The organism is Chryseobacterium angstadtii, from assembly GCF_001045465.1.
In the GTDB taxonomy this organism is placed as follows: Bacteria; Bacteroidota; Bacteroidia; order Flavobacteriales; family Weeksellaceae; genus Chryseobacterium; species Chryseobacterium angstadtii.
In genome coordinates this window covers 660,467-672,519 of sequence record NZ_LFND01000001.1, presented here as the reverse complement: position 1 = coordinate 672,519, position 12,053 = coordinate 660,467, and the positions used below count along the sequence as shown (strand labels likewise).

Genomic DNA, 12,053 nt, shown 5'->3' with positions numbered 1-12,053 from the left:
TTTATTTTATGTTTACCAATACTTTAATTTTACCCACTGAGTCTTGATCGTAATCCTGAAGCGCTTTTCCAATCACCTGACCTATTTTTACTTTTTTAGGATTCGCTTTCATGGCAGTTCCGGATTTGGATGAAGTAACCAAAAGATCTCCTCTTTTAATTTTTCCGCCTTCAAGACATACTTTTGTAGGAATGACCCCAATGACTCCCATCGGCACTTTTCCGGTAAGATCAGAATCAATATTTTCTTCTGTTAAAAGAACACCCGGTTTCGTTGCATATACTCCTGCCACGAGGCTTGAGTAAGGTTTTGATGATTTTTCTACGGTACGGTCTGAATCTGTTGAGATTGTTAAAATATCTCCCGGCTCATATTCCGAAGTGTTTCCTTCCACATCAAATGCTTCTGCAACGTCAGCCCCGCTGTTTTGAGTTCCTCCGTTGAAAAAACCGGTTCCGGATTTATTCACTCGGGCTACATTGGTTCCTACGCTTCTCATCACCAAAATATTTCCTGAAGCACCTCTGTGGTCTATTAAGGCTGCTGAACCCGTTCCGTCATTACGGACATCCAGAACAGTTTGACCGTTGGCTGTATTGAAATTTGTGAACCGTCCCGCTCTTCCTGTCCCGAAATTGGGAACCCAGCCATAAATTGCAGATCCTGTTCCGTCTGCAGTGGCCTCCACGCCATCTCCACCATTAGAAGCGTTGGCGGTAATCCCGTTTCCGTTTCCATCTGCTATGGCTAATAATGCAGGTCCGTTTCCGGCAGGATTACTGGCATAGAAAAGTCCACCAAAACCACCTGTTCCGGACGACAGACCATAAACCCCGGCAGTGCCGAAATTGGCAAACTGAGAAGTTACTTCTCCTTTTACGGCAGGAGAGGTTCCGGTTACTCTGTCCACTTTAAAGTTTCCGGCAGTTCCGTTACCTATTGTGGTCACAGTGATTACGTCACTCGTATTAGCATCGTTAAAAATGTTAAATCTTCCAGCTCTTCCGGTGGCAAAAGAAGGAACCCAGGCGTATAAGGCATTTCCGTTTCCGTCAATATTCGTTTCTACCCCATTTCCGTTTTTACCGGCGTTTGCTGTGATAGCATTTCCGTTTCCGTCCGTAATTGATACCAGTGCAGCTCCGTTTCCGGATGGATTGGAAGCATGAAACAGACCGGCAAAACCTCCGGTTCCCGAAGAAACTCCAAAAATTCCCGCTGCCCCGAAATTTCCAAAAATGGTTTTCACTTCACCTCTTACTGCAGCACCTACACTGTTGGTATTGTTCACGAGAAATGAAGAGGCATTACCTTCCGTATTATCCGGGATATTTCCAGCACCATTGGTTTCCACTTCAAAAGCATTGAAGTCATTTGATGAATTAACGTTTTCAAATCTTCCTGCACGTCCTTTTCCTGTATTAAGTCCTACCTGCCCGAAAACACCTACTGAAGTCCCCGTTGTATTGGTAGCCACGAAACCTCTTACTCCATACCCTCCGCCGTCATTACGGCCTACGACTGCTCCTGCAATATCGCTGGTTGTTCTTCCTACCACCGCTTCTCCGGCTCCGCTATTATCTCCTATAATTCCCGCAGAGGTCTGTGCACTGGTGATACCGTGTACCGCAAAACCGCTTCCTGTAGAACTGAAAACACCGGCTCCGTTTCCGGAAGAAGTAACATTGATGACTGTTCCGTTCCCAACCGTATTGGCATTGAGAACACTATTGTTGTTGGCATTATTGAAGATGGATATACTGGCTGCAACACCATTGTTACTGGTCGCTGTAAGACCGGTTCCCGTATTACTGTTCGCATAAACTCCTGTTCCGGAGGCTGATGAGTTCCCGTAAACTCCGAGACCATTGGGTGTAACCCCATAAACGCCCCAGCCGCTTCCGGCCTGGCTTCCCCAAATCCCGATTCCCAGGCCTCCGGTTCCGTTATTGATACCTCTTACGGCACTTGAAAAACCGCCCGGTGCTGTATTGCTCACGATTCCGCGAACTGAAGCAATGCTGGAGGTTGTTGTATTATTTACACCTTCCACAGAAGTTCCGTCTCCATCATTAATGAGGGAGAATAAAGTGGTGGCATTGTTTACTGTATTGGCATAAGGAATGGTGAAGTTTCCTCCGGTTCCTCCTGCAGATTTAGCATACATGGCATAAGGAACACTTAATAGCTGGCTGGTTCCTGCAATCGTATAGTTGGTACCTCCGGCCGGATCGGTCTCTGTTTTTAAATAATAGCTTCCTGATGGCCAGTTGATGGTTGAAAATGTTCCGGAGAGTACAGTGCCGGTTCCTATTTCCATACTGATGAGCCCATTGGCGTTCGTGTTTCCCGTTAAACGTTCAGAATAAACTAAAGTTCCCGCAGGAGAACCTTGCAGAACACTTACTTTAACAGCAATGCTTTGATTGACTAACAGCTGTCCTGATCCGTTTCTCATAACGGCCTGGTAGCTCATTTTTTCCGGAGCCTGCGCATGCCCTGTGAAGAGGCCTAGCATAATCCCCAGCATGAGTAATATTTTTTTCATGGTGTTATTTTTTTATGATTTTAAATGTTTTTAGGTTTTCCCCGTTCTGATTGATCCGGATGATATAAACAGCGGAAGGGAGAGAAGAAAAATTGAGCTCAGACCTGGATTGTGAGATCTCGTCTTTTTTGATCAGCTTGCCCTGAGCGTCAAACAGCTGATATTCTGATCCTTTGTAAGGAGTAGAAGTGAAATCTATGTACAGATAATCTCGGACAGGATTGGGATAGAGTAGGATGCCTTCCTGTTTTGATGTGGTTTCGCTGACAGACAGTGTTGTAATTTCATAAGCCTGCTGTACACCTTCAAGTACCTGGGCATTAGTCCCCTTGTACAGGTAGGTGGTTTGGCCGACACTGTAGGTAGCCGAGCCGTTGCTTCCCGATGCATTTGCTCCCGTGGCCAGAACGGCAGACTGAGCATTCAGACTACTGACGGAAAAGGAAAACAGAATGAGAAAGAAGCAGTGAATAGATGTTCTTTTCATGTTAATGGTTTTGTGGTTATTAATAGGTTACCCCAACTTTCAAACGAAAATTTGAGAACACTAAATTACCACATATCACAACCGGATAAACGGAAAATAGACTAACGGCAGAAAAAATCGACCAATGGCCTTTTTGGGTAAAAATGTTGGTATTCAGCTGCTAAGGATCAAGAAAAGAGAGGTTTTCTTTATAGGTTCTGCCTATGGGAAGCTTAATTTGGTGGATGAGTTCAATCTCGTGGCTGCTTTTCCCCCGGATGAAATGCCGGGGTACGGCGTAGCTTCGGTGTATCCTTACAAAAGAATCGAAAAAGCTTTTATGAAGAAGATTTCCTAGTGAATCTAAGATGCAGTGCTTTTTGTCGTAGGTGATGAGTCTGGTGTAGTCTTTTAAAGCCTCAAGGTAAAGGATATCGGTAAGCCTGATCTGAGAAACGTTTCCGTTTTCCTTTATTTTTATGCAGTTTTCGCCAAGTAGAGCATCAAAGCAGTCGCATTTTTCTTTCATTTCAAAAAAATTGAAAACTTTCTCCATAGCATGATGAAATCGTTCTGTTTTAAGGGGTTTCAAAACAAAATCCAGTGCACCGATTTCAAAAGCTTCTGCAGCGGATTCGGTATGGGAGCTTACAAAAATACAGACCGGAATCTTGTGGGCCAGTTTTCTGAATTCCATACCGCTCACGCCATTGAGCTGGGTTTCACAGATCAGAAGATCAATTGGAAATTCAAGGTAAGGAACCGCCTTTTCCGCCGAGTTGAAAGACGCAATAATCTCTATATTATCATATTGTCTGATATGATGCTGAAGAACCAGCCTGTCCAGTTCATCATCATCAATGATCATACATTTAATACGGGTTATCATGGTCTGGATCTTAGTTTTTTTATGAGATTTACGGCTTTTAGTGTTTATTAATTATAAATCAGCTTTATAAAGTTATTAATTTTTTGTAAAAAAGAGATATTGTAAACTTAAATTAACATTAAAATGTGCTGAAGATTGAAAAATGATTTTGTTTTTTTTCCTGAAAATTGGTATCTTGTGAAAATCACAAACATAGACAGAAATTAATGCTAGATAAGAAACAACATAATTACGAAAAAGCAGTTTTGGTGGGGGTTATTACTCAAAATCAGGATGAGGACAAGCTTACGGAATATATGGATGAACTGGAGTTTTTGGCCTTCACGGCAGGTGCCACGGTGCAAAAACGTTTTACTCAAAAATTAACTCAGCCGGATTCCAAAACTTTCATAGGAAGCGGAAAGGCACAGGAAATAAAAGAATATGTAAAGGAAAACGAGATCGGAACCATCATTTTCGATGACGAATTATCTCCTTCCCAGCTTAAAAATCTCGAAAGAGAAATAGAAGTGAAAATTCTGGACAGAACCAATCTTATCCTTGATATTTTCGCTCAGAGAGCCCAGACTTCTTATGCGAGAACTCAGGTAGAACTTGCCCAGTACCAGTATCTTCTTCCGCGTCTTACCAGAATGTGGACTCACCTTGAGCGTCAGAAAGGGGGAATCGGGATGAGAGGTCCCGGGGAAACAGAAATTGAAACTGACCGCCGTATCATCCGTGACAGGATTTCCCTGTTAAAAGACAAACTGAAAACCATCGATAAACAAATGGCTACCCAGCGTAACAACCGTGGAAAAGTGGTTCGTGCCGCTTTGGTAGGCTATACCAACGTAGGAAAGTCTACGCTGATGAATGCGCTGTCCAAATCTGAAGTTTTCGCAGAAAACAAACTGTTTGCCACATTGGATACTACGGTAAGAAAAGTCGTTATCGGAAATTTACCGTTTTTGCTTACAGATACCGTAGGATTTATCAGAAAACTTCCTACACAGCTTGTAGAATCCTTTAAGTCTACTTTGGATGAGGTGCGTGAAGCAGATCTTCTCATTCATGTTGTGGATATCTCTCATGAAAGTTTTGAAGATCAGGTAGAATCTGTGAATCATACGTTAATGGAGATCAATGCCCATCAGAAGCCAATGATCATGGTTTTTAACAAAATTGATGATTTCAGCTACGAGAAAAAGGATGACGATGATCTTACGCCTTCTACAAAAAAGAATGTTTCTCTGGAAGAATGGAAAAAAACCTGGATGGGTAAATCTAAATACCCTACCGTTTTCATTTCTGCTTTAACGAAGGAAAACTTCCCGGAAATGAAGAAAATGATTTACGATGAGGTAATGAAAATCCATATTTCCAGATTCCCATACAACGATTTCCTTTTCGAATATTTCGATAATGATGAGGAAGAAGAAAACAACAATTAATGAAATATCAATTTTTTCTGTTATTGGTTTTATTTTCGGTTTTTGGGTTCTGCCAGAAATCAAAAATTGATTTAAAAGCTATTGAAAAAAGTCTTAAAAAGCCCGATTCTCCTTACAATTACGAGAAACTGATTTTTAAGTACAAAGGATATCCAAAGTCTCTGGACAGTATTGAAGCCCAGTATCTGTACTATGGCAGAAACTTCAAAGGTGACAGAATCTCAACTTCGGACGACAGTTTCAAAAGCCTGGCAGATGCTTTCAAAGAGAGTAATTTTGATGAATGCATCAGACAGGGGAAAATTCTCTATGATAAAGATCCTACCAATCTGGACATTCTTCTGGTTCTTTTGAGAGCCTATGATTCCAAGAAAGACGGGAACAATTTTATGCACCATCTGAGCCAGTTCCGCGCTCTTACTGAAGGAATCAAGAATTCCGGAGACGGAACCTCGGAGAAAACAGCTTATCTGGTGAATTCTGTTGGAGATGAATACATCCTTCTGAACATTCTGAATGTCGGAAAAGACTATGTAAGAGGATCAAAAGCCGCGAAAGACGGAATGTTTGATATCTGGGAAAAAGACGGACATAAAATTTATATTAAAATATTGTATTTAGACCTATTAAATTAATCACAAAAAGAACTTAGTGGAGTTATATTATTCATTTTCAGCCTTAATCGTATTAGCATCAATTTTTGCCTATCTTAATTACAGATTTTTGAAACTTCCGAGTACCATCGGGATTATGGTGATTGCCATCGTTGTTTCTATTTTTCTGGTCATGTTTGGCGAAACGGTGCTCCCAAGAACCTTTGGGCATCTCAATAAGTTAATGAACAGTATAGATTTCACAGAAGTTCTGATGGGAGCAATGCTTAACTTCCTGCTCTTTGCAGGGGGAATTCATATTAATATCAATGACCTGAAGGAACAGTTCAGGCCTGTAGTCATATTTTCAACAGCCGGGGTCGTTATTTCTACTTTTGTAGTAGGTTTCGGAATGTTTTACCTACTTCCATTTTTAGGAATTCATCTTCCCTTCATTTACTGTCTGGTTTTTGGAGCATTGATTTCTCCTACCGATCCTGTTGCCGTACTCAGTATTCTTAAACAGGCCAAAGTTTCCAAATCACTGGAAACCAAAGTAGCCGGAGAATCGCTTTTCAATGATGGTATGGCTGTCGTGGTTTTCACCGTTGTATTGCAGCTGGCCATTGGAAAAGAAGTGGATCTGGGTGTGGAAAGCATTGCCCTGCTCCTCATGAAAGAAGCCGGAGGCGGTATTATGCTCGGGGTAGTATTGGGTTGGGTAACTTCCAGACTGATGCGTGAAGTGGATGATTATATTATCTCTGTTCTGGTAACCCTTTCCGTAGTGATGGGAGGATATCTTATTGCCAGACAAATGCATATTTCCGGACCGCTTACGATGGTAGCAGCAGGTTTATTCATGGGTAATTTCAATGTAAGGTTCAAAATGAAATCTGTGACACAGGATTATCTGATTAAGTTCTGGGAACTTATTGACGAAATTCTGAATGCCGTATTATTCCTTTTTATAGGGTTTGAGCTTTTAATGATCAAAGATCTGAAGCACTTCATGGTTCCGGGATTATTAGCCATTGCAGTCGTTCTGATTGCCCGCCTGATCTCTATCTGGGTACCTACGAGATTCATGTCTTTAAGAACAAGATTCAGCCCGCAGACGGTAAAAGTTCTGGTCTGGGGAGGAATTCGTGGAGGAGTTTCCATTGCATTGGCGATGTCTATTCCTAAAAGTGAATACAGCGAAATCATTTTGAGTATCACCTATTGTGTAGTGGTATTCTCTATTATCGTTCAGGGACTTACGATAGCTAAAGTAGCCAACCCTAAAGCGATTGCAAAAGAGGAAGAAGAGAAGGAAACTGTAGTTTTGGATGAACACGCTTAATGACTAATAAAACACCAGATGAAAACAATAATCAAAGAAATACAGGAAGCACTGGCCGTACTGTCCATTCCTGAAAAGGCGGAATTTTTTCCGAGATTCTTCAAAACAGGTAAAGGAGAATATGGAGAAGGAGATTTGTTTTTAGGAGTAAAAGTTCCGGATCAGAGATCGGTAGCCAAAGAATATTATCCGAAAATAAGTTTAGAGGAACTTAGCACTTTGCTTTCTTCAAAATACCATGAACACAGGCTTACCGCACTTTTCATGCTGATCTCCAAGTTTGAGAAAACAAAAGACAAAGCATTCAGAGAGGAAATTGTTCAATTTTATCTGGATCACCTTGCCTATGTGAACAACTGGGATCTGGTGGATTCAAGCTGTTATAAAATTCTGGGTCGGTATGCCTTTGAAAATAATAAGGAGGAGCTGCTCAGAAACCTTTCTGATTCCGAAGAAATGTGGCACAAAAGAATTGCCGTGGTAGGAACCATGCATTATGTAAAAAAGGGTTCTTTTGAACTGACCAAAGAGCTGGTGATCAAAAATCTGAAACATCCCCATGATCTGATGCACAAAGCAAACGGCTGGCTGCTTCGGGAAATGGGCGAAAAAAACGAAGCGGAATTGATCTCTTTTCTGAATCAGCATTACCAGGAAATGCCGAGAACTTCCCTGAGGTATGCGATAGAAAAGCTGGATGAAGACCTAAGACAGGATTATCTGAAGGGAAGAGTTTAAAAAAAGGGTTTTTGTCTACAAATATCTCACCGTATTGAGTATTTTCAGGACAGAATTAAGTAATTTTGTCTTTCTTAAAAACTCAATTATGAAAAACTTTCTGAGGCTGTCACTACTGCTTTTTCCTTTATTATGGCTTACCAGCTGTTTTGATATTCTGGATAAAGTAAATGTAAAAGCCGATGGAACCGGGGAATACACCATTATTCTTAATGCCAGTAAAAGCAAAACAAGACTGGCTTCTATCTCTAAAATGGAAACCATTAACGGTAAAAAAGTTCCCAAAAAATCCGAAATTGAGAATAAAATTAATGAAGCGGCCAGAATTTTCAAAGCTACGCCGGGAATCAGTAATGTAAAAACGTCCATGGATTTTGACAATTACATTATCAAATTAAGCTGTAATTTTAAAAAAATTGAAAATATTAATGCCGGACTGGAGCAGCTTAAAGCTAAAAATATCCTGGGGAAAATGATTCCTACACAGATTTACAGCCAGAATCTTGAGAAAAAATCGCTTACCAGAAATAAGGTCAATACCTTCAAAGCAGATTACGACAAGATGGGAAAAGCAGATAAAGAGATCTTCAATAATGCAAGATATACCTCTGTAATGCAGTTTGAAAGCACCGTAAAATCCCAGACCAATACTTCCTACGTACTGGCACCGAATAAAAAAGCGGTGAAACTGGAAGCAGATATTCTGGACCTTATTTTTCAAAAGAAACAACTACAAAACACCATATTATTTCAATAAATTCTAATATTCAACCATGAAATCTATATTTTTAAAAACACAAACAATTACCTTCGTACTTTTTGGTTTTATGCTTGTTTTCGCACAGAAAAGTATGAAGCTTCCCAACGATGCTGTATTTTATATGGAAATCAACGGGAAACAGCTCAATCAAAAAATCAACTGGCAGAAACTTAATCCGTTATTGCACGAATTAAGCAAAAAGAACAAAGAGAAATCTTCCTGGAATGATTATTCCAAAACGGGAATTAAATACGATGCTACCCAATATCATTATGCCAGTTTTAATGATTCAATACAGACTTACACGACTCATTTTATTGTAGATAACAAAGAAAAGTTTCAGGAGTTTATCAATTCCACCAAGAAAAAAGGACAGGAAATTTCAAAGAAAAAGAATTATTCTTACGTTGATATAGACGATAATATTTTTGTTGCCTGGAACAACGACCGTGCTGTTTTAAGCCTCGTAAATTATACCAAACCGTATAAAAGCCTGGAATGGGATGAAGTTGCCGTAGACAGTGCTGTAGCGGTTGCAGACAGTGCCGCAGTGGCGGTAGACAGTGCGTATGCGGTAGAGCCGGAAAAGCCTTTTGATTACAAGGAAGAAATACTGAGCCTGAAAGATGATATTAAATATTTAAAGGAAAATATCAAAGATAACAATAAGGAAATCGCCAGAATTCAGAAGGACATTAAATATCTGGAAAAGAATCATAAATACCCGCAAGAAAATGTAGATACACAGCATTCTGAAGGGGAAACTGAAGTATACCCGAAAGAAGAGGAATATGCAGAAGCAGAAGTAGATACGGCATACCAGAAGGAACTGGATTCCATGCGTATCGAAAATTTCAAAATCGTGAAAAAATTGGCAGAAGACCGTTTTGATCTGTATTTCAACTCAAATTTAGAAATTGAAGTTCCCAAAGCAATGCTGAGCTTCAGAGATCCGAATTCTGATGCTTATGTCTATACAGATTACGGAAAAATGATGAACGACGGGATCTACGGGAAAATGATGATGCGTTTTGAATTCGGGCAGTTCTTTAAAAATGCATATAATTCCAATTCATATTACAATCTGTATTTTGACAAAGACAAGGTAAAACTGGTTAATAATTATCAGCATAAAACTCCGGACATTCAGAAAACGGTTGAATCTGTATATAAAGGAAAGAAAAACAAAAAGCTGGCAGCGCTTATCAATGAAAAAAGCATTGGCTATTACGTAATGAATATCAACGGATCCAAAACTTTTGATATGGTATACGAACTGTTTCAGCAGACAGGAGACAGCGACTATAAAAAAGAGATGGAGCTGATGATGGAAACCATGAAAATTATTCTGGATGAAGAAGCCATCACCAAAATAGCACCAGGAAACGGAATTTTTGTCCTGAACGAATTAAAGTCCAAAAAGGTAGATTACACCGACTACGAATACGATGACGACTATAATGAAAAGGAGGTTAAGAAAACAAAAGATGTAGCTGTTCCTAATTTTACCTTCGCATTTGCAACGGAAAATGAAGGCTATTGGAACCGTGTTTTCAATGTATTGGCCAGCAATAAAAAATTAGCCAAAAATTTCTCCAAAACCGGCGATTTTTATTCTTTTAAGGATGAAAAAGGAGATGGATATATGGATCAGCTGTACTTTACCGTAAAAGACGGGATTGTTTATCTTACAAGTGCCACGGAGAATATTATTCCTCAGAACCAGTCGGATATTTCTAAACAATGGGCCAAAGATTCAGCGAAATACCCTTTATCGGGAAGACTGGATATGCAGAAGCTTTTAATTGGTTTGGAAAAAGAATTTAAAACCCCTTCCGAAAGAAAAACACTGGATCTTTTCAGAAAAAACGTAGGCGAAGTCTATTATAAAACTGAAGTGAAAGGAGGAAGTGTAGAAACAGAAATAGATTATAATATTAAAAACTCTTCAGAAAACAGTCTGATGTATTTCTTTGATCTGTTTGATGAGATTTTTAAAATAAAAGAAGCCGAGAAAAAGCCTCAGATATTATAAATGAATAAAAAGAAACTTATTGTCCCGTTAATTCTTTTGCTCGCAGCTGCGATCTATTTTGTATTTTTTTATAAAAGCAAAACCTTAAAGTTTGTTCCTAAAAATGCAGATGTCGTGGTTTTAATTGATGTGAAAAAATTAACGAGACAATATATTTCAAGCCTGATTGCCCATCCTTCGAAGTGGTCAGGAAGCAAAACCAAAGATAAAAAAGAGATCTCATTACAGGATTCCGGGATTAGGATTCCGGATTTTCTGCAGATTTTTCACCTTAAAGATACCCGTTTCTCAGACTGGTACAGCGTGGTTGAGCTCAAAGACCCGCAAAAATTTTCAGCGTATTTAAAAAATCATCAATTTATCCGCAAAGGGAAGAATATTTTCCAGAAAGACCAGATTTTCATTACAATAGAAGGTGAAAAATGCATCTTGGGAACTTCCGCATTAGCTTTTGAGAATATCAATCAATCCCTTTTTCAATCTTCCGAAAAAAATAGTTTAACGTCAGATCGGTTTATTGATGGATCTTTAGGCAGTATTTCCTTTATTTCCGGAGATAAGATTCAGAATTTTGCGATAGATCTGAATGCTGATGAAATAGAAATAAAAAATACAGCAGAAACCGGAACTTTTGCTTCCGTTGTGGCCGGAATCCGGAAAAGAAATCATTTTTTAGAAGCGGAACTGAATGCTCATCAAGTAAAAAACTATACCCGGTTTTTCAGTAAAAACCTGGCGGATTCAGCTCAGATCAGTCATTTCAAAGCAACGGCTGATCTTGAACAGGTGAATGATACCATTATCAGCTATGAGTATGATGACCAATTTAATGAAATTGAGAAAAAGACTCTTCAGAAAATTATCCAGCCCGGATATGTGATAGCGCTGCAAAGCCAGAATCCTGAACAACTCCGTGACTATTTTCTGCATAAAAAATGGATCAACGCCCAGGAACAGTTTACCGCAATTCCTTTTCAGCCTAATCGAATAGAGGGAAATAAGGAAGGCTTAATCGTGAAATCTACCCGAAAGCCAATTGCATTATCCCCAAAACTCAAAGCAAACTATATATTCATCCAAAATAATCCGTTGCTGTTGTCTTCTTTAAGTAGTTTAACGCCAACAGAAAAAGCCGTTCTTGCTGACATAGACTATCTGTTTTATGGAAACAAAGCAGACCGTTACTGGGTGAAAATTAAAGCTAAGAAAGGAGATCTGCCGCTCATTTTAAGATGGTAGAATCTTC

The 12,053-nt window shown here is 39.5% G+C and carries 10 protein-coding genes; 7 read left to right on the top strand and 3 right to left on the bottom strand.

The window, feature by feature from the left end:
• Position 1 precedes the first annotated feature (1 nt).
• From ACM46_RS02875 to ACM46_RS02865, 3 genes are all read right to left on the bottom strand, one after another.
• Complete coding sequence (locus ACM46_RS02875; RefSeq protein ID WP_048505096.1) at positions 2-2,548, bottom strand: beta strand repeat-containing protein; 2,547 nt, start codon at positions 2,546-2,548, stop codon at positions 2-4.
• A 4-nt stretch (positions 2,549-2,552) separates the two neighbouring features.
• Positions 2,553-3,035, bottom strand: coding sequence for a T9SS type A sorting domain-containing protein (locus ACM46_RS02870; RefSeq protein WP_048505095.1), 483 nt, complete (start codon positions 3,033-3,035; stop codon positions 2,553-2,555).
• Between the two features lie 160 nt (positions 3,036-3,195).
• A complete protein-coding gene (locus ACM46_RS02865; protein ID WP_048505094.1) occupies positions 3,196-3,903 on the bottom strand; it encodes a LytR/AlgR family response regulator transcription factor in 708 nt (235 codons plus the stop codon).
• Between the two features lie 206 nt (positions 3,904-4,109).
• On the opposite strand from ACM46_RS02865, the gene hflX reads away from it, so the two are divergent.
• The 7 genes from hflX to ACM46_RS02830 all read left to right on the top strand — a co-directional run bounded on the left by hflX (position 4,110) and on the right by ACM46_RS02830 (position 12,046).
• A complete protein-coding gene (gene hflX / locus ACM46_RS02860; protein WP_048505093.1) occupies positions 4,110-5,336 on the top strand; it encodes a GTPase HflX in 1,227 nt (408 codons plus the stop codon).
• Positions 5,336-5,971, top strand: coding sequence for a DUF4919 domain-containing protein (locus ACM46_RS02855; RefSeq protein WP_048505092.1), 636 nt, complete (start codon positions 5,336-5,338; stop codon positions 5,969-5,971). The genes hflX and ACM46_RS02855 overlap by 1 nt, the downstream gene beginning before the upstream one ends.
• Positions 5,972-5,987: 16 nt before the next feature.
• Positions 5,988-7,274 (top strand): cation:proton antiporter, encoded by a 1,287-nt coding sequence (locus ACM46_RS02850; protein ID WP_048505091.1) that lies wholly within the window; start codon positions 5,988-5,990, stop codon positions 7,272-7,274.
• Between the two features lie 18 nt (positions 7,275-7,292).
• Complete coding sequence (locus ACM46_RS02845; protein WP_048505090.1) at positions 7,293-8,012, top strand: DNA alkylation repair protein; 720 nt, start codon at positions 7,293-7,295, stop codon at positions 8,010-8,012.
• Positions 8,013-8,100: 88 nt separating this feature from the next.
• The gene (locus ACM46_RS02840) at positions 8,101-8,769 is read left to right on the top strand and encodes a hypothetical protein (RefSeq protein WP_048505089.1); all 669 of its coding nucleotides are present in this window, start codon (positions 8,101-8,103) and stop codon (positions 8,767-8,769) included.
• Positions 8,770-8,785: 16 nt separating this feature from the next.
• Positions 8,786-10,807 carry a hypothetical protein gene (locus ACM46_RS02835; protein ID WP_048505088.1) on the top strand — a complete coding sequence of 674 codons (2,022 nt, stop codon included), beginning with the start codon at positions 8,786-8,788 and terminating at the stop codon, positions 10,805-10,807.
• Entirely contained in the window at positions 10,808-12,046 is a 1,239-nt protein-coding gene (locus tag ACM46_RS02830; protein WP_048505087.1) for a hypothetical protein, read from the top strand.
• Positions 12,047-12,053 lie beyond the last annotated feature (7 nt).

Bases quoted from the DNA above. Each gene is read 5' to 3' on its own strand.
- ACM46_RS02875 (WP_048505096.1), bottom strand. From the start codon at position 2,548: ATGAAAAAAATATTACTCATGCTGGGGATTATGCTAGGCCTCTTCACA.
- ACM46_RS02870 (WP_048505095.1), bottom strand. From the start codon at position 3,035: ATGAAAAGAACATCTATTCACTGCTTCTTTCTCATTCTGTTTTCCTTT.
- ACM46_RS02865 (WP_048505094.1), bottom strand. From the start codon at position 3,903: ATGATAACCCGTATTAAATGTATGATCATTGATGATGATGAACTGGAC.
- hflX (WP_048505093.1), top strand. From the start codon at position 4,110: ATGCTAGATAAGAAACAACATAATTACGAAAAAGCAGTTTTGGTGGGG.
- ACM46_RS02855 (WP_048505092.1), top strand. From the start codon at position 5,336: ATGAAATATCAATTTTTTCTGTTATTGGTTTTATTTTCGGTTTTTGGG.
- ACM46_RS02845 (WP_048505090.1), top strand. From the start codon at position 7,293: ATGAAAACAATAATCAAAGAAATACAGGAAGCACTGGCCGTACTGTCC.
- ACM46_RS02840 (WP_048505089.1), top strand. From the start codon at position 8,101: ATGAAAAACTTTCTGAGGCTGTCACTACTGCTTTTTCCTTTATTATGG.
- ACM46_RS02835 (WP_048505088.1), top strand. From the start codon at position 8,786: ATGAAATCTATATTTTTAAAAACACAAACAATTACCTTCGTACTTTTT.
- ACM46_RS02830 (WP_048505087.1), top strand. From the start codon at position 10,808: ATGAATAAAAAGAAACTTATTGTCCCGTTAATTCTTTTGCTCGCAGCT.